The sequence below is a fragment of the Caballeronia mineralivorans PML1(12) genome, from assembly GCF_001028175.1.
GTDB classification, from domain to species: domain Bacteria; phylum Pseudomonadota; class Gammaproteobacteria; order Burkholderiales; family Burkholderiaceae; genus Caballeronia; species Caballeronia mineralivorans.
Window position 1 is genome coordinate 1 of the sequence record NZ_AEJF01000113.1, and the last position, 22845, is coordinate 22845.

At 58.9% G+C, this 22845-nt stretch carries 26 protein-coding genes; 17 read left to right on the forward strand and 9 right to left on the reverse strand.

Annotated elements, in window-relative coordinates:
- The first annotated feature begins 38 nt into the window (after positions 1 to 38).
- The gene (locus EOS_RS17510; RefSeq protein ID WP_047847937.1) at positions 39 to 773 is read left to right on the forward strand and encodes an IS6 family transposase; all 735 of its coding nucleotides are present in this window, start codon (positions 39 to 41) and stop codon (positions 771 to 773) included.
- Between the two features lie 33 nt (positions 774 to 806).
- Here EOS_RS17510 and EOS_RS17515 read toward each other — a convergent pair whose 3' ends face one another.
- Genes EOS_RS17515 through EOS_RS17525 form a run of 3 tightly spaced genes read right to left on the reverse strand, consistent with a single transcriptional unit; the run spans position 807 to position 2246 of the window.
- A complete protein-coding gene (locus tag EOS_RS17515) occupies positions 807 to 1682 on the reverse strand; it encodes a reverse transcriptase family protein (RefSeq protein ID WP_082163402.1) in 876 nt (291 codons plus the stop codon).
- Entirely contained in the window at positions 1651 to 1956 is a 306-nt protein-coding gene (locus EOS_RS17520) for a helix-turn-helix domain-containing protein (RefSeq protein WP_047847938.1), read from the reverse strand. Before EOS_RS17520 ends, EOS_RS17515 begins: the two co-directional genes overlap by 32 nt.
- Before the next feature lie 32 nt (positions 1957 to 1988).
- Positions 1989 to 2246 (reverse strand): hypothetical protein, encoded by a 258-nt coding sequence (locus EOS_RS17525; RefSeq protein WP_047847939.1) that lies wholly within the window; start codon positions 2244 to 2246, stop codon positions 1989 to 1991.
- Positions 2247 to 2929: 683 nt separating this feature from the next.
- On the opposite strand from EOS_RS17525, the gene EOS_RS17530 reads away from it, so the two are divergent.
- Together EOS_RS17530 and EOS_RS17535 are read left to right on the forward strand one after the other, a co-directional pair.
- Positions 2930 to 3745: a hypothetical protein gene (locus tag EOS_RS17530; protein ID WP_152693134.1), complete on the forward strand. Its 816-nt coding sequence runs from the start codon at positions 2930 to 2932 to the stop codon at positions 3743 to 3745.
- Positions 3746 to 3747: 2 nt separating this feature from the next.
- Positions 3748 to 4344 (forward strand): RES family NAD+ phosphorylase, encoded by a 597-nt coding sequence (locus tag EOS_RS17535; RefSeq protein ID WP_053063929.1) that lies wholly within the window; start codon positions 3748 to 3750, stop codon positions 4342 to 4344.
- Between the two features lie 73 nt (positions 4345 to 4417).
- Here the strand turns inward: EOS_RS17535 and EOS_RS17540 are convergent, their stop codons facing one another.
- The 4 genes from EOS_RS17540 to EOS_RS17555 all read right to left on the reverse strand — a co-directional run bounded on the left by EOS_RS17540 (position 4418) and on the right by EOS_RS17555 (position 5980).
- Positions 4418 to 4597, reverse strand: coding sequence for a nuclear hormone receptor family protein (locus EOS_RS17540; protein WP_047847941.1), 180 nt, complete (start codon positions 4595 to 4597; stop codon positions 4418 to 4420).
- Entirely contained in the window at positions 4587 to 4844 is a 258-nt protein-coding gene (locus EOS_RS17545; RefSeq protein WP_053063930.1) for a helix-turn-helix transcriptional regulator, read from the reverse strand. The genes EOS_RS17540 and EOS_RS17545 overlap by 11 nt, the downstream gene beginning before the upstream one ends.
- A 93-nt stretch (positions 4845 to 4937) precedes the next feature.
- Positions 4938 to 5480 (reverse strand): hypothetical protein, encoded by a 543-nt coding sequence (locus tag EOS_RS17550; protein ID WP_047847942.1) that lies wholly within the window; start codon positions 5478 to 5480, stop codon positions 4938 to 4940.
- Between the two features lie 113 nt (positions 5481 to 5593).
- Positions 5594 to 5980, reverse strand: coding sequence for a helix-turn-helix domain-containing protein (locus EOS_RS17555; RefSeq protein WP_235442857.1), 387 nt, complete (start codon positions 5978 to 5980; stop codon positions 5594 to 5596).
- Positions 5981 to 6099: 119 nt separating this feature from the next.
- Between EOS_RS17555 and EOS_RS17560 the strand changes: the two genes are divergently transcribed.
- The 4 genes from EOS_RS17560 to EOS_RS17575 all read left to right on the forward strand — a co-directional run bounded on the left by EOS_RS17560 (position 6100) and on the right by EOS_RS17575 (position 8360).
- Positions 6100 to 6522, forward strand: a complete 423-nt coding sequence (locus EOS_RS17560) for a hypothetical protein (RefSeq protein ID WP_047847943.1) — start codon at positions 6100 to 6102, stop codon at positions 6520 to 6522.
- Positions 6523 to 6559: 37 nt separating this feature from the next.
- Entirely contained in the window at positions 6560 to 7006 is a 447-nt protein-coding gene (locus EOS_RS17565) for a hypothetical protein (RefSeq protein WP_047847944.1), read from the forward strand.
- A gap of 376 nt (positions 7007 to 7382) precedes the next feature.
- Positions 7383 to 7925 (forward strand): hypothetical protein, encoded by a 543-nt coding sequence (locus EOS_RS17570; protein ID WP_047847945.1) that lies wholly within the window; start codon positions 7383 to 7385, stop codon positions 7923 to 7925.
- Between the two features lie 174 nt (positions 7926 to 8099).
- The gene (locus EOS_RS17575) at positions 8100 to 8360 is read left to right on the forward strand and encodes a hypothetical protein (RefSeq protein WP_047847946.1); all 261 of its coding nucleotides are present in this window, start codon (positions 8100 to 8102) and stop codon (positions 8358 to 8360) included.
- Positions 8361 to 8825: 465 nt separating this feature from the next.
- Here the strand turns inward: EOS_RS17575 and EOS_RS17580 are convergent, their stop codons facing one another.
- Positions 8826 to 9116 (reverse strand): hypothetical protein, encoded by a 291-nt coding sequence (locus EOS_RS17580; RefSeq protein WP_047847947.1) that lies wholly within the window; start codon positions 9114 to 9116, stop codon positions 8826 to 8828.
- Between the two features lie 760 nt (positions 9117 to 9876).
- Here EOS_RS17580 and EOS_RS17585 point away from each other — a divergent pair.
- From EOS_RS17585 to EOS_RS17620, 6 genes are all read left to right on the forward strand, one after another.
- The gene (locus EOS_RS17585) at positions 9877 to 11067 is read left to right on the forward strand and encodes an NHL repeat-containing protein (RefSeq protein WP_047847948.1); all 1191 of its coding nucleotides are present in this window, start codon (positions 9877 to 9879) and stop codon (positions 11065 to 11067) included.
- Positions 11068 to 12846: 1779 nt separating this feature from the next.
- Entirely contained in the window at positions 12847 to 13263 is a 417-nt protein-coding gene (locus EOS_RS17600; RefSeq protein ID WP_047847951.1) for a cupredoxin domain-containing protein, read from the forward strand.
- 204 nt (positions 13264 to 13467) lie between these two features.
- Entirely contained in the window at positions 13468 to 14448 is a 981-nt protein-coding gene (locus EOS_RS17605) for a chromate resistance protein ChrB domain-containing protein (protein WP_047847952.1), read from the forward strand.
- Positions 14445 to 15629, forward strand: coding sequence for a chromate transporter (locus tag EOS_RS17610; RefSeq protein ID WP_047847953.1), 1185 nt, complete (start codon positions 14445 to 14447; stop codon positions 15627 to 15629). Before EOS_RS17605 ends, EOS_RS17610 begins: the two co-directional genes overlap by 4 nt.
- Positions 15630 to 15667: 38 nt before the next feature.
- Entirely contained in the window at positions 15668 to 16402 is a 735-nt protein-coding gene (locus tag EOS_RS17615; RefSeq protein ID WP_235442858.1) for a superoxide dismutase, read from the forward strand.
- A gap of 118 nt (positions 16403 to 16520) precedes the next feature.
- Positions 16521 to 17573, forward strand: coding sequence for a Cj0069 family protein (locus EOS_RS17620; protein WP_087881959.1), 1053 nt, complete (start codon positions 16521 to 16523; stop codon positions 17571 to 17573).
- Positions 17574 to 17969: 396 nt separating this feature from the next.
- Here EOS_RS17620 and EOS_RS17625 read toward each other — a convergent pair whose 3' ends face one another.
- Positions 17970 to 18860, reverse strand: coding sequence for a LysR family transcriptional regulator (locus EOS_RS17625; RefSeq protein WP_047847955.1), 891 nt, complete (start codon positions 18858 to 18860; stop codon positions 17970 to 17972).
- A 345-nt stretch (positions 18861 to 19205) separates the two neighbouring features.
- Between EOS_RS17625 and EOS_RS17630 the strand changes: the two genes are divergently transcribed.
- The 4 genes from EOS_RS17630 (at position 19206) to EOS_RS17645 (ending at position 22636) form a co-directional block, all read left to right on the forward strand.
- On the forward strand, positions 19206 to 19514 hold the full coding sequence (locus EOS_RS17630; RefSeq protein ID WP_047847956.1) for a non-heme iron oxygenase ferredoxin subunit: 309 nt from the start codon (positions 19206 to 19208) through the stop codon (positions 19512 to 19514).
- A 48-nt stretch (positions 19515 to 19562) separates the two neighbouring features.
- The gene (locus tag EOS_RS17635; protein ID WP_047847957.1) at positions 19563 to 20780 is read left to right on the forward strand and encodes an NAD(P)/FAD-dependent oxidoreductase; all 1218 of its coding nucleotides are present in this window, start codon (positions 19563 to 19565) and stop codon (positions 20778 to 20780) included.
- Positions 20781 to 20852: 72 nt separating this feature from the next.
- Positions 20853 to 22139 carry an aromatic ring-hydroxylating dioxygenase subunit alpha gene (locus tag EOS_RS17640; RefSeq protein ID WP_047847958.1) on the forward strand — a complete coding sequence of 429 codons (1287 nt, stop codon included), beginning with the start codon at positions 20853 to 20855 and terminating at the stop codon, positions 22137 to 22139.
- A complete protein-coding gene (locus EOS_RS17645; protein ID WP_053063931.1) occupies positions 22136 to 22636 on the forward strand; it encodes an aromatic-ring-hydroxylating dioxygenase subunit beta in 501 nt (166 codons plus the stop codon). Before EOS_RS17640 ends, EOS_RS17645 begins: the two co-directional genes overlap by 4 nt.
- Positions 22637 to 22845 lie beyond the last annotated feature (209 nt).

The window sequence follows — 22845 nt, forward strand, 5'->3', positions numbered from 1 at the left end:
GTTGTCAGGTTGTTGGATTGGTCGCGTAAGATGGTGCGATGAAGAAATCCAAATCGCTGTATCACGGTCACCGTTTTCCGGCGGGCGTTATAAGTTGCGCAGTGCGCTGGTACTTTCGCTTCCAGTTGAGCTTGCGCGACATCGAAGAGTTGCTCTTCGAGCGCGGCGTGATCGTGACGTACGAGACGATCCGATGCTGGTGCGATAAGTTCGGCGCGAGCTTGGCTCGCCGAGTGAAAGCCGCGCGACGCAAGCCAGGCAGCACGTGGCACCTTGACGAGATGTTCGTCACACTGCGCGGCGAACCTTATCTGCTGTGGCGTGCGGTCGATGAGTACGGCACCGAACTTGACATTCTGCTGCAAAAGCGGCGCGACAAGGCGGCTGCAAAACGTTTTTTCAAGCGAGTACTGCGCTCGAGCCCGGTGCCGCGCAAGATCGTCACTGATCAGTTGCGCAGCTATCCGGCGACAAAAGCCGAAATCCCGGAGCTGGCGAGCGTAAAGCACGTGTTCGTAAAAGCAGCGGCCCGGCTGAACAATCGGGCTGAAAACAGTCATCAGCCAACACGCGAACGCGAGCGTCGCATGCGCGGCTTTCGCGACCCGAAACGCACGCAAAAATTCCTCTCGAGCTTCGGGCCGATCCGACAATTCTTCGCGCTCAAGCGGCACCTCCTACGCGCTTCACTCTATCGCAAACAGCTCGCGGAAAGATTCATTGCGTGGCGCGAATTCACTGAACTCGCCCAAGATCCGTCCTACGCTTTCTGAGGGATGCGCCTCCCTTCCGTCTTTACGCCTCACTCACGACAAGTTGACAAAGCCTAGGGATGGCATATCCCCCTGAGTATGTGACGCGGGGCCCAGTCGCGCTTGATGCGCCTGGGCACGTACGCGACGACGCTCCGCCTTCGGCAACGCCGGCCGTACATTCACAACAAGGTTATTAACCATCACAGGGCGGCTGCGCCGAAACACCTTGTGCTTCGAGCGTTTAACCGAATACCCATATCCCTGGAGGAAACCTATGGCGATGCGATTGATGGTGGTCAGCTCATTCGGCAGCGCATCGATGTTTTTCGAGATAGTTATGTCGTCGACGAGACGCGAGTACGTCCAGCCACTTTTTCGCAGTCGTTCAACGAGACTATGCTCTCGTTGCCAAAAAACCAGGTTGGCCAGGTAGCTGCTGGTCCTCGCCCCTTGTGGAAGGAAGCCACTCTTGGTCGTTAGCTGTGTGAGTATTTCGGCAACTGGCGACGCGAATCGGAAGAAATTTTCCCACACGTCACGGACAAGATCCGCCTGAGTGCTTGGGAAGAAATCAGCGATGTCCAGCGTGATGGCGATGCAAGCACCTGCATGAATTTCTGCATTCCGGACATAGTCTCTCGGGTATGCCTTGTCCCGGATGCTTCCTTGCAGATACAGCGGAAATCGCACTTTGTGGAAGAAGAGCTGGTTGAGCCGGCCCTGGATATCTTTGAGCTGCGTATGAGCGTCCCAAGTGACCCGTTCCGTTCCATCTTTCTTCGGGACAGCCTTTCGCCGATACATGTGCCCCGCGTTCGCAGCTACGCGAATCAGTTGGCGTTCGCTCATACCAAGAGACGTCGCCAACGTTGCCACGTCCTTGATGGGCGCGAAGCTATATGAGGGCTTGTTCGGGCGGTTGCTCATTCAACAGTTGTAGTGCTGCGAAGGAGAGCTTTTCTTGCAGGTCGACAGGCAAGCCAGAAAGCTCCGTCTGGTCTGCCGCGAGAAAAAACAGTATGCCCGACGGAATGGCCAACGCTTCCGAGATTTTTTGGATGACAGAGAGAGTCGGGTCCTTTCGCTTGTTCTGTTCGAGCAACGACAGATACGAAATCGAAATGTCCGCCTTTTCGGCAAGCTGCGCTTGGCTGTATCCACGCTGCTTCCGGCAGAGTGCGATGGCGCGACCGAGATTCATGTCAATGTTCCTTGGAAAAGGGGTTTGCTGTGTCACTGGGAGCTGAAGAGCAGATGAACGAGAGTAGCGAGATTGGTCACGATGCTGAGCCCTTGCGCAAGTACTAGTAGTGCCCGCTGGCTGACGCGATGTGGTACCTCGACTTCGTCCGTCCTTTCTTGCAGGCAGTCTTCTAGTTCCTGAACGACGGCCTTCAACTCTTCACTGACACGGGTGCCTAACTCTTGGTGCTTGTTCTGATGAAGCGCCTTGAGCGCGTCGATGCAGGATTTCAATTGGTCGTACTTCATTGGAGTCTTCTCCGAAAACGGGCACATGCCCAGCTTCCACAAGCAAATAACCGAACGGAGAAAGAGTTAGACACCACAAACCACATCCCAACAAAACAGCTTCCTTCAATTGCATTGCGAACCGCACAACGCATACATCGCAGCACGAGGCGTCGATGCGATGCTCGGCATCCGGACTCGGTGCTGACCAGCCTGCTGTAATGACCACGCCATCGACGCGCACGGGCCAGGACGATGCCCCGCTTCCTCGGTCTCGGGGATGCAGCGCAACGATGAGGCAAGCTCGGGCGGTGACGTGGGAATTGCCCGCTACGCGGGTACTTCGTCCAAACAAACGAAGCGGTACTCCCACGCTACTACTTGGGGGAGCGATGAAGTCGACCTGTTAAAGAGCACCGGGGGGCGAATCGCCCCTCCAAGACGAAATATACCAGATTTCCGACGCATGAACCAATTTTTTGACTATCAGTCAATATTTGACCGGGTTGGGTCATCTCCGAACAGGAATTGCGATTTCGGTTCAGAGTGGCAACCTGCCAGATCCAAACAATCGAACGACCACGCGCAGCGTAGCGGTAGCCGGTAGCCGGTAGCCCTTGACATCCAGCGCCGAGGCAGAATCTTGACATCCTTTCCAACCTTGACAAACTTGACAACCTTTCCTATTCTTGATCTTTTAGGAGATGGCCATGACGACTGCACAGAAAGAAAAAGCCCGTTCTGTGAAGGTACTCGCGAGTGCGGCGAGGGAAATGGAGCGCGCTGGCGCGACGGCTCGTGCCCCCATCGACAAGGTAGTCGCACGCGCGTTCGTGAGCGGCGTCGAATTCCTCCCGGTGACCGAGCGCGAGCACATCTTGAAGTCGTTCCTCACCGGCCTGACCACCGCTATCGAGGAGGTCAGTGCACCGAGTGACAAGGTGTTCGTTAATCCAAGAACGAAACGTCCATCTGTCGTCATCGCAGCCCATTCCCGAAAGGCAAAGAAGGGGCCCATCGCCAGCGGGAGCGCTACCATTGCTCGCGATGCCGAGGCCAGGCGTGCCTCGATCGATGAGAGCGATAAGACGCGGAACGCAATCATCGCGCAGGCTTATGCGACCCGCAAACATCTCGCTGACAAAGGTGAACTCCTCACCTCTTCCGAGTTGGCAATGCGACTTCAGGTTTCCCGTCAAGCGATCAATCAGCGGGTTGGCACCGGTTCATTGTTTTTCCTCGACGGGCCGAACGGGGTGACGTATTTTCCGGCGTTTTTTGCTGACGAAAAGTACGACAAACGCGCACTGCGCAAGATTGTGCTGGCACTCAATGGGCAGTCGGGCGCGAACAAGTGGCTGTTTCTCACGAGCCCCAGGGTGTCGCTAGGGGGGCTCCCCCCCCTCGATATCCTGGCTGGAAAGAAGCCGGCAGCACGCGCCGGCTTTGGACCAGGCGATCGTGAACGGATCGGAGTGGACACAGTTTTGAAAGCCGCAACCGCATTCGCTGCGGAGTAAAAATGGCCCGAATTCTCAAAGCGCCAGACCTCGATAAGGTTCGCAATATCGCGCTGAAGGTCATCAATGTGGAAACAAAGCGCCTCATACGCATTTCCAGCCACCAGACAGGCGAGCCGTATTTTGGGCGAGCGGCTAATCACCGGTTTGATGACCCTGAGCAGATTTACGGAACCTGCTATATGGGCCTCACCCTCGGAGCCGCCGTAGCTGAGTCCATCCTTCACGATCTGGAGCCTGTGAACGGTGGTTACGATCTCACACCGGACAAGGTGTGTAACACCTTCGCACACAGTTTCTCGGGCGCACCTGTACGGATCGCAGACCTCACGGGCGCCCCCTTGAGTCGCCTTGGAGCGCACGCAGAAATCTCCACGCCTGTCTACGACATCACGATGCTATGGTCACGGGCCATCTTTGAGCACCCGGATGCGGTAGACGGCTTCCAGTACATGTCGCGCCTTTACACCAATCGAAAAGCGGTCGTTCTATTCGATCGAGGTACAAGTGGGGCTATTGCCAAAGCCTCTTCCGTCCCTCTCTACAGGCATAGCAGGTACGCTTCGGTGGTGAAAGATCTGGCGATCAGGATGACATAGTCGGGCAAGAGATGGGGTCATCGGTCTGGCTGCTGGACCTCGGACGAGCTCACGCTACGCGGCGAACGCCGCTTCAAAGCCGCATGGCCGCGAGCCGGAACGAGGCGCGGGGCACGGCCCGCACGCCATCGGCACAAATGTGGCGGGACGTGCCGCAATCTTTGTCAATCGTACCCATGGTGAATACCGTGTTGTAGGACAATTGGCATCGCTCGGCAACCTGCCGCAACGTAAGGGCACGTTCATCGTCCATGACTGCTCTCCATTGGCCACGGCGCGCGGTAATGCTCCGGGTCGTTCAGCCACTCGATCACGTCGGCCGAACGCCAAAGGGTGCAGCGCGGTCCGAACCGCACTGCGCGCGGGAAACGCCCGGCCTGCTCCAGTGTCAGGACGGTTTGCCGGGACAGACGAACATGGGGGCGCAGATCAGCGAAACGCAGCAGGTATCCGGGCGCGAGCGGCACGGCCGGCCACGGGACAGAAGTTTTCCTGGCCATCGGACTGCCTCCTGAAAACAGGCAGCCTCTTCAAGGTCAACAATGGGAAACACGCCGCGAGCGCGGCAAGAGGCGAGGAAATCCGCGCAACGCTCAGGCGTACGCGGATTCTGGTGGGACGAGACGGAATGCTGTGAGATTGGGATCTATCAGCCCGAGGCGGATGCGCAGGTAGGCCCTCAGACGGCTCAGGATGGCCGCCAGCATGCTGACCCGCACGCGGAAGTGCTGCTCAACGACGCGCCGGACAGATAGCATGAACAGGCTGAGCATCGCGAGCCATGCGTTCATGCGGCCTGCCTGAAGCACGCTCGCCGACCTGATCCGCTCCCATTGCATCTGGCCTGACAGACCGTAGAAAATCACGATCCATCCGATCATACCGATGAAGCACTCCAGCGCGGGAATCGCATGACACTGGAAACCGAATAACAACGTGAGGACGGCCAGCACTACAAACGGTCCCAGCGCAACAGCGAGGGCAAACCGACACCGGCGGGCTGCCCGGTCCATATGCAGGCGAAATCCTTCGCGGCACACGCGGATAGCATGTGCCGGCAATGCGCCTGCATTGCTGTTGCAGCAGCGCAATTGCAATTCAAGGGGGTAAGGGATCGCACCAGGGATCGCGCTCATGACAAAAGACCTTATGCCTCGACATCCCAAAAATCAAGGGTGCGCTCGAGAAGGAGCATTGGCTCGCGAGGCATCTGGTAAATCTGGTAAACCGCCGCCGGGGCACATCACATTTACTCGGACGCCGCCGCATCCTCGACGTCCACCTCGCCCTCCGGCGGCGTACCGATGATTGCGCCCACCAGTGCCAGAACTCCCCTCTTTTCCCGAAGCTTCAATTCACGGTAGCTAGCAAGGAGTCGCTCCTCGTCACCATTAAGAGCAAGGGTTGCAGGATCAGACGTGCGCCCGGTCAACAAATACAGGACATCGACACCGACCTCCGCAATCCCTGCGAGGTAGCTGGCGTCCGGATACCTCAAGCCCTTCTCGTAAGTAAACTGCGCCTGCTTCTGAACCCCACCGGCATTGGCGAGTTCCGTCTGGTTCATGCGTAGACGCCGCCTCTCCTGCTTCAGGCGAATCGGAAAGTTATCCAGTTGCGTGATTTTTATTGACATAGACGTTTTTGCTTACTAATCTGTGGATGTACGCGACTGAGTACCAATGGTATCGCGCCGTGGGCGATACACGTCCGCTCACGCCCCTGCTTTCATCGTCCCGCTGAGGAGAGACATCCGTGTCCGCCAACTACGAAATCCGTGGTGCACTGCCTGTCCGGGCAAGTTTCAGACACGCCCACGTACGACAGCTCACTGAAAGCCTAGCCAATCCGGTCGACGTCTACTTTGCAACTGACGCCGTTACCCATTCACTCGTGATACGCGTACGCGGAGCGCTTTCAGAAGATGAACAGCAGTCAGTCGAAGATGCGATCGCACAGTTCTCACGCAAATGGGGGGCTGCGGGTGCGATCTTCAGCCGGCAGCGGTACGGCGAGCCCTCGTTCTTCCCGCTCGGGCTTGCATCCCACGTCGATCTGCTCGACGAACTCGCCGATCTGCACGTGCAACTGGACGCGCTACTGGCGCGCCAGGCCGCCATCCTCGCCCGGTTCGGCACAACGGAACTGCCGTCGGCAACAAAACCTGTTTGCCGATGACGCATATCACCCCTGCCAGCGTACACGGAGGTTTGCAATGGACACAGGAACGTACGTCATTTCGGGTTCACTGCCCGTGAATGACGACCTGGAAACGGAACAGCTCGAACGGGTCAGGCGGCACCTGAATGGCTTTGCCGGGGTGTATCTCGCACACGACCAAATCGCGCATACCGTATCCCTGCATGTTTCAGGCACGATGCTTCGGGACGACGCCCGTCTCATCGAACGGCGGATCGAAAAGTTTGCTGAAGAAAATAGCACCGCCGGCACAATTCTGCTGAGCGAATGGAACGGCCTGACGACTTGGCTCGTCGTCGGAATGAACTGGCACGTCCAGTGTCTTATCAAGCTCGGAGCTGTACAGGAACAGTTCGCGAGGCTCGTGGAACGCGATTTCGATTTCCTCGTGCGACTTGAGCCCCCGAATGGGAGTGCGGTCAGCCAGAGCCAGCCTTTGATGTGCGTTTCTGTCGCGACCTGAGAGCGGAAACGATACGGAGAAGCGCTCGGAAACGAGCCGTCGCCACTTGCCGCTTCTCCGGCCACTACAGTTCCGGCCCATCTGGCGATGGTTCCGGTTTCGGCTCGGGCATATGCGGCTCGCCAGCCGTTCGCTGCGGCTGCATGATAGAGGAGCCTTTCTGTGCCGCACGCGCCGGCTGTAGCTGCAGACAAGTGCTGTGCGGTACAGGTATCGAAAGCCGTCCTGCTGGATATTAAACCGTCTTCTCGCACGGTGCTGCCATAGGTCGGCGAACAATGAACGTCTGCTGGCGGACTGAAAACGGCCGGAGTTGAGCATCGTTGTTAGTTCTACACAGATACAATGACCGAATCCGGTTTATCGCTACCTTGAAATGAATGAGCTAATTGTTGGACTCAATGCGTGGATTATTCAGGATGGGAACTACGACGAATTCAGATGCAGTGAGCCGTACAAACTTGCACTTGAGTTCAATGGTTTAACATTGACTCCTTCTGACGAGCGTGCAATGCGGTGCCAGCACAAGGGAACTTCCTTGTACGACGTTGTGGCGAAAATAATATTCTCGACTCCTGAAGTCTGGGTGATTGACTTCGGGGTAAAGGTCTTTTGCGAATCCCGACCACCGAGGTTTTCAAAGATTGGGCAGTGGGTGCAGGGGGAAATATGGCTCGGTATTGACCCATTCTTTTACAAAGAGCGTCTGCATCGAATACAAGGAATGCCGGACCTTTTCATCGATTGGTTTGTCACTCGAATTCAGTTGGAAACCACGCCTTGGATCGAAGACAGGTCAGGCGTCAGGACGTTAATGAACCGTGACACTCAGCGCGAAGAGTGGACCGACAAGGCAGTGACAGACGCGTGGACAGATGACGCAGGGAGAGCCGACTATCTTCTGTCACTGTCGAAATAGATGCTTGGTCAAGACGGCAGCGGTGCACTCGAAAGCTGCCGTTCGATCGTCAACTCGCAATGTCAGGAACGAGTCGGACTGCGCCTCCTGCGTTCGGCAGAGTCCGGCCACGTACCGGGACGAACTCGTCATCGGCCACATTGTCAAAGTAACACTGCTCGAGTTCACGCCATCATGAAGCCCTTTTGCTTCGCAGCGGCCTTCGTCGTGCTCACCGCCGGCTGCTCCTCGACATGGTCGCCCGCGAATAATCAGACCGCCCGGCCAAGTCCGGCCGACACGGATACCTACATTCTGCACACTACTAACGGTGCGATGCCCGGTGACTCCACGTCAACGCCACCGAGGCTCAGCGTCGGTGTCAGCTATCCCGATACGCAATTGGTTCTGCCGTGGTTCCTCAATGACATCATCAACTTTATTAACTATCGCTAGTCTGGCAGCGACTTGCTGCGGTGTGACTGGGAGCGGCTCCTGACGATTGTGTCTGGGGCTGCCAACGCGGATCGTAGAACTTGCCAGTGCGGCCAATAGCAGCCAGCCGCGGACACATTCGAATTCGGCAAAATTCTGCTCCAACCCGTCAGGCCTATTTGTTTATATCGCTTGGCACGGTGCGCCCTTAGTAGGCGCGGTGCAGCGAGAGATCTAATTATGCCGGGTCTTGGTGAGCACATCAGCACAAGCCGAAAATGAAAGCCGAGGCGTTCGAAGCGAACAGAGGCCGTCGAAGCCTCACTTTGGAGACCGCGAGTCATCAACCTCCCCTCTCCCGGAATGGTTCGCACGTCTCATCGAGGCGCGTCAGGGCGGAGACGCCGACAGCTAGATGGACAACGGGAACACTGTTCTGCGTCCGCTTCCCGCTCAGCGATGTGTGCGAGTTCGAAAATCGGGTCGCTATCGGATGCCGTCTTGGTGTATCACGGTCGTTTCCGTGCGGGATCCGTAGTGCTTCGTGACTTCGGCGCCGTTCATCAGTTTGGACGATTTCAGGATTGGACTCACCGCCACATACATCCGATCGGGATCGGAGCCGTACATATACAAATAGCCATCATTGCCATCGATGTGATATTCCGTTTCACCAAGTTCGCCGACACCCGCGCGCTTAATTGCGCTTTCTAGCCGATGTTCCAGAACGCCAATTCGCGCCCGGTCCTTAGGGTAGAAATCGAAATGGACCATCATTACCGGTCTTGGTGGCCTCTGTGGTTGTTCCTAAGCTGCGCTGCCTGCGAACAAAACTGCGCATAGAACCGCGATGAATACTTTTATTCTCAACATGGGTGCGATATCGTCTGCGAAATAAAGATCAATTGCCGACGATGTAGACAGTCCCGTCGAGCATCCCGAGCGCCCTTGTCCGCCCACCACCGACCACCGCGTCGACAAAACCTAAGTGTGCTCAAACTAACATGTAAAAGGTACATGTGCCGCGCTGCGCACGGCTGTGAAACGCTTCAGTTCCGACGGCGCGTCGAAGGCACCGTGGCTCTGGAATTCGATGTTGGTCGACGGCATCAACATGTCGGGGCGTGCGCGAGATGCGTCGCATACCGAGTAGGCTGCGACGATCACCGTACCGCGCGGCGGGCAGCGACCGGTTTTACCCACTACCCCGATAGAACAAAGCGGTGAACCGTGCGCGGAACCAAGGGCTAAGGCGCGATGTGGAGAGACTCGCGTCCGCGACGTCGTCAACCGGATACCATCTCAAACAGCGGCTTATTCACGCGTTGCATCTTGTCTGACACTGAGCTCAACGAACGTGTACGCCCGCTCCAATTTCGGTCGCCGTCCTGGAATATTTCCTCTTCTCAATCGTTTACCATGCACGCCCTTCCAGCGCCTGGTTCGCCAGTTGACTGTTCGATTGCATCGGACGGCGCCTCCGCGTGTGCATTGAGCGGAAACGTGCTTATCCTGCGGTCCATTTGGAGTCCCTGTCATGAAATCCATCGCATATGTAGTAGAAAGGGAAAACATCGGCTGCATGCCATTCAGGCTTCAATATGGCACATCGCGTCGCACGCGCAGCGTGTTCAAACGCCTGCTGCTGTCTATACTATGCGGTGCGGGCTTTGCGCTGGTGCTGCCTGAAGCCGCTAGCGCGGGCGGCGACCTCACGCCGCTCTTGCCACCGTCTTCGGTGACGTCGTCGACGGTCCCGCCCAATGGCGATTCCAACCCTTACGGTGTCGCATTCGTCCCTGAGGGCTTTCCGCGCTTCGGAACGATTGGTCCCGGCGACCTGCTGGTATCCAACTTCAACAATCAAGCTAACCTGCAAGGCACCGGCAGTACCATTGTCAAGATCGTCGCCAACAGCAAGCCGGTTGTATTCTTTCAAGGAGATGCCGGCCTTGGCCTGAGTACGGCGCTAGGCGTGCTCAAGGCTGGCTTTGTGCTGGTCGGCAATGTGCCGACCAGCGACGGCACTTTCACGACGATCAAGGCAGGTTCGCTGCTCGTCCTGAACCGGACCGGCGACATCGTCGCGCAGTGGACACCTGCGATGGCCAAGATCGATGGCCCGTGGGACCTCACCATCTTCGACCAGGGCAACCAGGCGAAGGTGTTCGTATCGAACGTGCTCAACGGGACAGTCGTGCGACTCGACGTTGCGGTCAGCGAGGACGGCGTGCAGATCAAAGCCGCAACGCAGATCGCGTCCGGCTACCCGTTTCGCGCCGACGCGGCGGCTCTCGTCGTCGGTCCGACCGGACTGGCATACGATCCGCAACGAGACGTGCTCTATGTCGCTTCTACCGTCGACAATGCCGTCTTCGCCCTATTCGATGCCGGGAGCACGAAACACGATGGAGGCAAAGGTGTCCTGATCTACGCGGACAACACGCATCTGCATGGCCCGCTGGGACTGGCGCTCGGACCGAACGGCGATCTGTTCACGGCCAACGGCGACGCGATCAACGCCGATTCGAAGCAGCCGAGCGAGATCGTCGAATTCACACCGCAAGGTCGCTTCGTTGCCCAACTTTCTGTGGATCCAGTGCAGGGTGGCGCATTTGGACTTGCGTTTTCGCAGACGCGGAGCGACTTCGTGCGCTTTGCCGCGGTCGATGACAATGTGCCGAACATCACCGTTTGGAGGCTTCCATTCGACGACTCCGGGCGCTGAAACCCGATCCCACGCAAGACAGCATTCGCTGCAAAATGAATCGAGCATACGACATGCGCGCTGCCCGCTTTGCTCGACGACACGAACGCAGCTCAGGCTGATCCGGGCCGGTAACTTCCGACAAAAGAGTTTGACCCAACCTGTTAGGCAGGTAGCGCTGCAATGGCAGACATCAAGCGCCCTACTCGCTTGACACATCCGATCAACAGCGACCGAACTCAGAGCGGCGTCGGTCACAACTGTCGAACAGATGAATGAAATCCCGGGTCGAGATTGAAGTCGACTGTCGTCTCATACGTGGCCACTTGCGCAGCGTGGCTATCTGCCCGCGCCGGTCCCTTCGATGCAACTCAGTACGAGTGTACTGCCTGCCCCCGCTTCAGGACTGAGCGCTGCGGTGTGGAACTCGGTGTCGCTGCACCGCCATTCGGCAAGAAAGTCCTTCGGGCAATTCTTAGCCGGATCTACTGTGAGCGTCCTGTTCAGCACGTAACTGCAGGTTCCCCGACCATCGCACTGAGTGGCAAGGTCAAGGGTCGCATTTCCCCATGGTGCTCCACAGTTCTGGCCATAGGTACCTGATACAACCTGGATCGCCCGCGCGTGTACGCCCGAGCTTATCGCCAGAACAATGACGCTCAAGATCACGCGGGTACAACGGATGTCTCCGACGAGGGCGGTTAATGTACCGCGCCTGCTCAAGGTCACTTGGTTCATCGCACCTCCTTCCGATCCACCCTAGAAAATGGAGTCAGACTGCAACTAGAAGTGTATGGCGGTTAATTGCAATTGCCAGGGGTTGGATGTCACGCAGGAACATCGTTCCCAATGCCAATGCGGACCGCTCTGAGGTACGGCGAGTTGCCGATGGCCCGTGCAGACATGTTACATTCCGCTACCGTCGCGGGCCGCTGTCATCTTTGAATTGACTGTCGACTTTCCGGTCCGCCGCTACCGCTGCTCCCACTGTTCGACGTCGCGTCACTGCCATGCGAGCCCCCGTCTGATGGGTATCTCGTTAAGGCTATCAAAAAAAATATTATGACTACTAATAACAGTCTAGTTGCTTTCATTGTGATCTCCTGTGAGCGCGACCAGCCCGCGTTGCCCGATTACTGGCTTCGCCATTTGTCATATGCTCTCGAAGCGATCACCGTGTGTGTCGCCGGTTTATTGAGGCTTGCGCACGCAGGCAATAAGATCGACGTGCTCAGTATCGTAGGTTTCCTTAGTCAGCAACCAATCCGTGCCGCGGAGAATACTCGACGCATTGCGGGACTGCGCATAGTAAACGTCCGACGGAGCCACGATATTCCGTTCGGAACGGTCAGCGGTTGGCTTGGGGAAACCGACTTCGTTTTCGCCGCGAAGGCGCGACGTTAAGGTCGAGGCCCGAACTTTTGTTCATCGATTGGACTTCAGGCTTGTCCCGCGTGCACCGAACCACAAAAAGAGCCCGCGAGACCTTTTGCGAACGGACACAGCGATCGGATAGCGGTCGATACAAAGATAGTCCTGAGACACTGGAATAAATTGGCTGTGCTGGACGTTTCGTTACGGTAACGAGGAGGTGAGCTGAATGATCAACGCTCGACAAGCGTTCGCGCTTGAAATCCGCCGCCGTGCGCGGCGGCTACGACTCGGACAGCGGTGTGAGCCACGGGCAAAGATCAGCTACAGACGCATCTTGATGTCGATCGACTGCACGCCGCTCCCCGCATCGCACGCAGAGCGATCAGCCACACGCGGATACTCGCGATATTCGTAGAGGAAAACATCATGTTCTCAAACCCACGCACTGCAGTCTTCCTTGGTGTGGCTGCGCTCGGCCTTGTTTGCGACCCTGGTTACGCAGAGGAGATGATAAAAGCCAAGGTGCTCACGAACGCGATCCAGCTTGATGCTAACCACGTCAAAGCGGGCACTGTAACGTTCGAGGTAAGCAACGCACCGGACACTGGTCTGACACATGAGTTCGTCGTTCTTAAAACGGACTTGGCCGAAGATAAGCTGCCAGTTAAAAATGGTCAGGTGTCGGAGAGCCGGTTCAAAAAAATGGGAGAGGTGGAGAACATCGACCCCGGCAAGAACAAGCGCTTGACGCTCAAGTTGGCACCCGGCCGCTACGTACTAATCTGCAACCAGCCAGGCCACTACTCGATGGGCCTGCATACGTCCTTGCGCGTCACGCCCTGACCGGCTTGGGTCCTACGTTCTTTGACGCACCACGTTTCACTGACCCCGGTGGCGTGAGGGTGGTCGGAGAAGGTTGACGCGAACGGATTAAGCAATGCGTCGATTCAAAGCCGCTCCTGCGACGGGAGATATGTCCGGCCGCCACGTCAGAGAAAGGTCAAGGGATTCTTGTAAAGTAAGCTACATGCGTGTAGCTTACTTTACATGGATACTCTAACTACCTGGTCTGTCCTCGTCCTGACGTTTCCCACGGAGAACGCCACCGCGCGCATGCGGGTCTGGCGGGCGCTAAAGGCAAAGGGATGCGTCGTCCTACGCGACGGCATCTACCTGCTGCCCCACACCACCGAACGCGAGGACGAGATGCGCGAACTCGCCAATGGCATCGACGAAGCCGGCGGCACCGCGCATCTGCTGCGGGCACAAAGTCTGAATGCGTCACAGGAGGAGGACTTTCGCGCTTTGTTCGATCGACACGACGACTACGTGGCGTTCGTTGAGTCGCTCGGCGCTGCCCGGAAAACCTTGGGCGGTTTACCGCCGGCGGAGGTCACCCGGCTGCTGCGGCGCTTGCGCAAGGACTACGACGCAATCCGGACAATCGACTACTTTCCGGGTGCCGCCTCGACCGACGCCGAAATCGCTTGGGAAGACTTCATGGCGCTCGCGGATACGGTCCTTTCGCCAGGCGAGCCGCATGCGGCCGAGCGAGCTATCCGGCCCCTGCGGCGCGAAGACTATCAGGCCCGGACGTGGGCGACCCGGCGACGTCTCTGGGTCGATCGCGTCGCGAGCGCCTGGCTGATCCATCGCTTCATCGACCCGAAAGCACGCTTTCTTTGGCTGACTTCTCCGGATGCCTGTCCGCCGGACGCGCTCGGCTTCGACTTTGACGGTGCCGCCTTTACGCACGTGGGCGAACGCGTGACGTTCGAGGTGTTGCTCGCGAGCTTCGGACTCGACGAAGACGCAGCACTGCTGCGACTCGGCGAGATGGTGCACGCGCTCGATGTCGGCGGCGCGCCGGTGCCCGAAGCGATCGGCTTCGAAGCGGTGATGGCCGGCGCGCGACAACGCGCGTCAGATGATGACCAACTGCTCGACGAAATGAGTCGTGTGCTCGACTCGATCTACGCGCACTTTGCATCGAGTGCAAAAAACAGCAACACAGGGGGCCGCTCATGAACACCATCACAGCGACCGCGCCGGGCTATACGCTTGGCCAGTTGGTCCTTTACATGCTTCGCCTCGGCACCTTCGGTTTTGGAGGCCCGGTGGCGCTGGTCGGCTACATGCACCGCGACCTGGTCGAGCGCCGGGGCTGGATCAGCGAAGAGGACTACAAGGAGGGGCTGGCACTGGCTCAAATGATGCCGGGTCCGCTCGCCGCACAGCTCGGCATTTACCTCGGCTACGTACATTACCGCGTGCTCGGTGCGACGGTGGCCGGCATCGCCTTCGTCCTGCCTTCGTTCCTGATGGTGGTGGCGCTGGGCTGGGCCTACGCCCATTTCGGCGGCCTCTCCTGGATGCAGGCGGTCTTCTACGGCGTGGGTGCGGCGGTGGTCGGCATCATCGCGATGAGCGCGTACAAGTTGACCGCAAAGAGCATCGGCAAAATCAAACTCCTATGGGCGATCTACCTGACGCTCGCGGTCGTGACCGTTGTCACCGAATCCGAAATCGCGTGGCTGTTTATCGCGGGTGGCCTGCTCAACTGGTTCTGGCGTGCTCCGCCGAAATGGCTCAGCAAGGGCGGATTGAATGCGCTCGCCGTGACTCAGGTGCCGAGTATCAGCGGCGTCCTGAGTGGTCTTGATCTTCCACTGCTCGGCCAGATTGGACTTTTCTTCGCCAAGGCGGGCGCATTCGTGTTCGGCTCGGGACTCGCGATCGTGCCGTTCCTCTATGGGGGCGTCGTGACCGAACACCACTGGCTCGACGACAAGCAGTTCGTTGACGCAGTGGCCGTCGCGATGATCACGCCCGGACCGGTCGTGATCACGGTCGGGTTCATCGGTTATCTGGTAGCGGGTTTCGGGGGCGCATGCGTCGCTGCACTCGGGACCTTCCTGCCCTGTTATCTCTTCACGGTGCTGCCAGCGCCGTACTTCAAGAAATACGGCAAGTTGCCCGCCGTCAAGGCGTTCGTCGACGGAATTACTGCGGCCGCGGTCGGTGCCATCACGGGTTCCGTACTCGTCATTGCAAAGCGATCGCTCATTGACATGCCCACTGTCGCGTTGGCAATCGCGACAGTGCTACTTCTCTGGCGTTTCAAGAAATTGCAGGAGCCCGTCATCGTTGTGGCGGCGGCCCTGTTTGGTCTTGTTGTGCATCCGCTCATCCATGCGCACGCCATCTAACAGTGTGCGCGTGCGCGCAATCTACGAGGAAAGTAACCATGGCAACACGTCGTACCTTCCTGCACAACACCGCTGCTGTTGGCGCCGGAATCATGCTGGCCCAAGCACAAACCGTCCATGCCGCAGACGACCTTGGCTACAGCGACAAGCTGACAGACGCGGACGGCAAATATGCGGCTGGTCCGTTGCCATTTACCTATGACGCGCTTGAACCGGTGATCGACGCGCGCACGGTCGAGCTGCACTACAACTTTCACCATAAGCCTGCAGTAGTGGCCGCCAACAAGGCCGAGGACAGCCTGGCGAAGGCGCGAGAATCCAACGACTTCGCGCTGGTGAAATTCTACGAGAAAGAACTCGCGTTCCAGCTATCCAGCCATATCTTGCACACCATTTACTGGACCAGCGTATCGGGCAAAGGTGGCGAGCCGAAGGACGAGCTGGCCAAGGCGATCGACAAGAATTTCGGTTCGTACGCGAAGTTCAAGGCCCAACTGGTCGCGGCAACGATCGCGGTGGAAGCGTCTGGCTGGGGCATCGTTGGATACCACCCGGCGACGGGCAAACTCATGATCCTTCAGTGCGAGAACCATCAGAAGCTCACAGCCTGGGGCATCCAGCCCATCCTGATCCTCGACGTTTTCGAACATGCGTATTACTTGAAGTATCAGAACCGGCGTAACGAATACGTCAGTCAGCTTTTCAGCGTCATCAACTGGGACAACGCAGCTCTCAGAATGCAAGCGGCAATGCCTGCGCGGAGACTGACCTGAAACGGCACCGCATGAGCAGGGCGCTCGCGCATTCGCCGTATGCCGATCGGCGAGATGTTGCGGATCTCGGCGATGCCTGGTTACTCGGTTTTGAGTGTAGCCGCGCATGGAGGATGAAATGACCGGAACCGAAACACCCAAGGTGGCTGTGCTTTGGCGTGGCGATCGCGAGGCGCGTCGCGATGCGACCCCTGAGAACAATCGTTTCTATCGCATCTTCGAGGAGCTGACCGCGCTAGGCATTCATGCGGAGCCTGCGGTCTATTCCGACGAGATGGCAAACGAAGTGCGTAAGCAGCTTCTGAAGGTCAACGGCGTACTGGTCTGGGTCGACCCGATTCACGAGGGGCAGACCCGAGTGGTTCTCGACGCGCTGCTGCGGGAGGTGGCGTTACGCGGGCCCTGGATCAGCGCCCATCCTGACGTGATCCTGAAGATGGGCGTAAAAGAAGTTCTACATCGCACGAAGCATCTCGGGTGGGGCACGGATACCTATCTCTATCGCACGACGTCCGTGTTTCGGGCCGAGTTCCCGTCCCGGCTGGAATTGGCTGGGCCGCGTGTCCTCAAGCAGAACAGGGGCAATGGCGGTCAGGGCGTCTGGAAAGTAGAGCTCATCTCCCCGCCGGCCAGCGAAAGCGCTCTAGTTCGCGTACTACATGCGCGACGAGGAAGCGTGCCGCAAGCGATGGCCCTCGGTGATTTCATGGCGCGCTGCGAGGCATACCTTACGCCTGGCGGCTGCCTGATTGATCAGCCTTTTCAGCCACGCCTGCCCGACGGCATGATCCGCTGCTACATGGGAGCAGATAAAGTTGTCGGTTTTGGACATCAATTGATCAAGGCGCTGATACCGCCGCCACCCGAAGGCCCCGACTCTGACGCTGCACAGCCTGGCCTGCGCATCATGTCCCCCGCCTCGGCAGAGCCGTTCCAGGCGCTGAGGGCCAAGATGGAACTGGAATGGACGCCTCAGATGATGGATGTCCTGAATATCGACGTCGCTTCCTTGCCGATTATCTGGGATGCTGATTTTCTATACGGACCTCGCACCGCAACGGGCGAAAACACTTACGTGCTGTGCGAGATCAACGTCAGCTCGGTCTTCGCCATACCGGACCAGGCACCGGCAACCATTGCTCGCCTCGTGAAGGAACGGCTGCGGCGTTGAGATTCCCCGTACGACGATGAAACATTCTCTATCCGAACCATCACCGTTACGGCAGGCAGAGTATTCGGCGCCAGGCGGCAGTGGTGGAAGCAGAGGTGCCTATGCCTTCGATTCCCTGCGAGGACTCGATTTGTTCACCGTGCGGCCCGTGCAGTTTGCAAGGGTTGGGCTGAGAACTGAACATTGGCCTGAGGCCCTTCGGATATGCGGCCAACTCCGGGGCGGACATCTGAAGCATCCCGTTTCGCAGTTCCGTCTGCGAGACATGCGCGGCTGCGGGACGGTCGCGGCCGCCGGCCGCCCGACTGGCCGATGCGCACTGCCCGTATTTACCGGAAACAACGAAACCGGGCCGCGGTCGCCTGTCGAAGCGGCGGGATCAATTTAGCGTCCGCGCTACCGAGCATGCAGCGCGAGAGCGTCAAACAGCTTGTGCACAGGCACGGCCAAGGTTTCCTGCGTGCGCGATACGAGTTTGAGCTCACGGCTCGACCATTGCTCGTCGAGCTCGACCACGGAAAAAGGCAGCGTATCTCGCAGCCGGCGCGTTGTCGATTCAGGCACTATCGATACGCCGACGCCCGCCGCCACCATATGACAGACCGCCTCGAAGCTTTCGACCTGCGTGCGCAGCCGAATGCTCTGGCCCAGCAGCAGCGCAGTCTTCGATACGTATTGCTGATGGGATGAGCGCTCATTCAGCCCGATGTATTTCCACTCCAGCACCTGATGAAAACGAATCGCGTGCTCGCGCGCAAGCGCATGATCATTCGGGACGATGACGACAAATCTGTCGTCGCGAAACGGCATCACTGCGAGTTTCCGGGTGTTCACGAGCCCCACGATAATGCCGAGATCAGCACTGCCTTCGTCGACCGCGCGCACCGTTTCCGGACTGGTATGTTCCTGGACGTCGACATTGATTTTGGGGTTGTCCGCGAGGAATCGTGCAAGCAATGCGGGCAGGAATTCGTGGATGGCATTTGTGTTGGCAAAAAGCCGGATGTTGCCTCGCATACCTTCGCCGAACTGCGACAGATCGTGACGTAGCTTCGTCGTTTCCCGCAACATCGTGATCGTATGCTGCAGAAACACTTCGCCGGCCGGCGTCAACTCGACGCCACGGCTGTGGCGCAACAACAGCGTCGCGGCGACGGATTCCTCCAGCGCGCGAATGCGCGAACTCGCCGCAGCAACGGCAATTGGCAGACTCTCCGCCGCTTTTGTGATGTTTCCGTACGCGGCGACAGCCGCGAAAAGCCTCAAATCGGTCAAATCGAACCGCATGGTGTCTCCATCGTATTGCTGGCGGAGCTGCTCCGTTGCGTCTTCGGTCTCGGCCGCGCACGCGTCGGCAAACCGTCGCCAAAACCGGCGCGCTGCCACTGGCGCGAGTCCCGGTATCGCGGCGACGTTACCACACGATGCAGATATTCGTGATCCGGCCAGATGTGCTGCGAGCGTTCGCGAACGGCGAATGCTCCGTCAAAGAAATAGCGACGCGAGCCCTAACCAGCTCGCGCAGAATACGGATCATCAACGGGCGATGTGGCCAATACTGGATTGCAGCGTCCCCGTATGAAGTGATGCCAGTATCGCCGGCTTCGTACCGACAATGAGGAGACTGATCTGATGACATGGAAACCAATCGCACGTGTTGCCGATGTCCCGTCCGGCACCGTCAAGGCGTGCCGCATCGAAAACATTCCAGTTGCTCTGTACAACCTCGACCGCGAATTTTTCGCTACGCACGATATCTGCACGCATGCTCACGCGTGCCTGTCTGACGGTTACCTCGAAGACGGCAAGATCGAATGCCCACTGCACCAGGGACTATTCGACGTGCGGACTGGCAAGGCCTTGTCGGGACCGGTGGACGTGGACCTGCAGACGTTCGCAGTGCGCATCGAAGGCGATGAGGTGCTTGTCAATGTCGAATGACTCTACAGGCGGCCGGCCGTCATATGCGTTCGCGCAGCGGGTGACGACGTGAGCGGGCGAACCGTCATCGTCGGTGCGGGACAGGCCGGCGCGAGAACCGCCGCAGCGCTGGGCCGGCTGGACGATGCCGCCGAGATCATACTGCTCGGCGAAGAACAGGATCTGCCGTATGAGCGGCCACCGCTGTCGAAGGAAGTACTGAACGGCGGTTCGCCGTCAAAAGCGACCATCTTTGCGCGCACGTGGTACGAGGAGCATCGGATCGCGCTGCGTGTTGGCATGCATGTCATCGGGTTCGACTGGCGTGCAAAGCAGATCTCGCTCGCTCACGGCGAGTCGCTTGCCTACGATGATCTCGTGCTTGCGACGGGTGTGCGACCTCGGCCGCTTGTGGTGCCGGGCGCGACGCTCGATGGCGTGCTGACGCTGCGTACGATCGGGGACAGCACGAACCTGTCAGCACGGCTCACGGCCGGCGCGAACGTCGTCGTGATTGGCGGGGGCTTTCTCGGACTCGAAATCGCGGCTACGGCCATCGCACGACACTGTGCTGTTACCGTGCTCGAAAGCAGCAGCAAGCTGTTGCCCCGGATTTTTGGCGGGTTTCTGGGTCAGTATCTGGCGGACCTCCATCGCACACATCAGGTCGACATTCGTACCGGCGTGACAGTTGCCGCGCTCGAAGGACATACCTTTGTCGAGGCAGTCAGGCTCGGAGACGGTACGTTGCTCGCGGCCGATGTCGTTGTCGTGGCGATCGGCGCGGTAGCGAACGACGAACTTGCCCGGACAGCAGGGGCCGAATGCGCTGACGGCGTGCTTGTCGACGCGCAGGCGCGCACGTCGCTGCCCTCGGTCTACGCCGTTGGTGACGTCGCGCGACAACGCACGCACCTGCTGGGCCAATCCGTACGCGTCGAGTCGTGGGAAAACGCGGAGCTGCAGGCTCAGATCGCCGCGAACACGATTGCAGGCATCGCACCTGCCGCCGCCGCTGCGCCATGGTTCTGGACCGACCAATACAACCGCAACATCCAGATGCTGGGTCGCCGCCGGGCCGACGATGTCGTCGTGATGCGGGGAGACGTCACAGCGCCTTCATGGTGCGCGTTCTTCGTTGCCGACAGCACGATTCTCGGCGCAGTGCTGATGAACGCGGGACGCGAGCGGCGCCATGTCAAACGGCTGATCGATACGCAGCAGCGCATCGACTGTGTAGAACTTGTCGATGTGGGACAGCCACTTTCCAGTCTGGCACACCACTGAACCGGAGCTGCATCCGCACGCCACGCGCGCGGGTGCAGCTCGCCCTGCATTCCTATTTTGTGGAGACGAAACATGGAAACCGAAATCAAATGGGCCCCTCGTGCCGCAGCGGCTGCCGGCGCCAGCGATCGCGGCGCGCCCGACTATGTCTGGCCTGACGGCGGCTGCTCGCGCATTCCGTTCTGGGTCTATACGGACGAGGAAATCTATCGCCGCGAACAGGAGCGGATTTTCCGCGGGCCGAACTGGGCCTACGTCGCGCTCGAATGCGAGATTCCGAACCCGGGCGATTTCAAGCGCAGCTTCGTCGGCGATCTGCCGGTCGTCGTCGTTCGCGACACCGATGGTAGCGTCAATGCATTCAGCAACAGTTGCGCGCATCGCGGCGTGGCGTTCTGCCAGAGCGAGCACGGCAACACGAAGTCGTTCTCGTGCCCTTATCACCACTGGAGCTACGACCTGAAGGGCAACGTCACCGGCCTGCCCTTTCGCCGTGGCTACAAGGGCAAGGGCGGCATGCCAGCGGACTTCGATCTGAGCCAGCATCGCGCGCAGCCTCTTGCGGTGAACGTGCGCAGTGGGGTGATCTTTGCGTCGTTCGACCCGAGCGTCGAGCCGTTTGAAGACTATCTCGGCCCGCGGATGCTGTCGTACTTCGACCGTGTGTTCGACGGTCGCAAGCTCGAACTGCTCGGCTACATGCGGCAGCGGATCGACGGCAACTGGAAGTTCATGTTCGAGAACCTTAAGGACCCGTATCACGCGAGCCTGCTGCACGTCTTTTTCGTGACGTTTGGCCTCTTCCGGATGGATGCGGAGTCGGCGATCGAGATGGACGAGACCGGACGCCACGGCGCGATGATCAACCGGCGCGGCGGCGAACTGGACGAAGTGGCCGCACATGAAATGCGGCAGACGCTGCGCAGTGACATGCAGCTAAAGGATACGCGCGTGCTCGACCTGATCCGCGAGTACCCGGGCGACGTGACTGCGGTGATGTGCACGTTCTGGCCGAACCTGATCATCCAGCAGCAATCGAACACGCTTGCGATGCGTCATCTGGTCCCGCGCGGACCGGGCAGCCACGACCTGCACTGGACGTTCTTCGGCTACGCGGACGATACACCGGAGATGCGCGCACACCGGATCCGTCAGGCAAACCTGATGGGACCGGCGGGCTTCGTGTCGGTTGACGACAGCGAAGTCATGGTGATGTCCCAGGAGGGCGTGACGCCTTACAACGACCGCGCGGGCGTGGCCGAGATGGCCGGACGCACGGTCGAGGACCACGACCATACGATTACCGAGGTGGCCGTACGCGGCCTGTACCAACACTATCGCAAGGTGATGGGATTATGAGTACGTTGACTCATCAACGCGTGCAGGCCGTTTCGGCGGACATACGCTTTGGCATCATGGATCTCTACGCGGCGTACGGCGCAGCGCTCGACGAGGGCCGCTACGAGGACTGGGCCGACTGCTTCACCACGCACGCTGAGTATCGGCTGACGACCAAGGAAAACCATGAGCGCGGGCTGCCGATTGCCATCATTTACTGCGACGGCAAGGGCATGATCGACGATCGGGCGTTCACGACGTCGGAGACGACGATTTCGCAGCCGCGCGCGCTGCGGCACATCGTCAGCGGCATTTCGGTTCGGGCGGATGGCGACGGCTACCGCGTCGGCGCCGATTTTCTGATCCTGCAGACGATGCTTGACCGGATGACGGAAGTCGTGATGTCAGGGCGTTATATCGACCGCGTCGTGGTCGACGGTCACCGATTCTTGTTTGAAAGCCGAGTTTGCGTGACGGATACGCTGCTATACCCGACTTCGATTGCGGCGCCGGTTTAATCCGGTTGCGAAGGGTCGAAGTACGTCATCGACGAGTAGCTCGAGATCAAGTATCACTGCGTCGTTGGCATCTGATCGTGATCGCTTCGCGGCGGCTCGTAACGGTGAGGGGGGCGCGTTCGGCGCCCCACCGGGAAAGATCAGTGCAGCCTTCGAGCACGTGTTGCACGCGCTCGCGGATACTCGACGCGTGCCCTCCTCACGTCCAG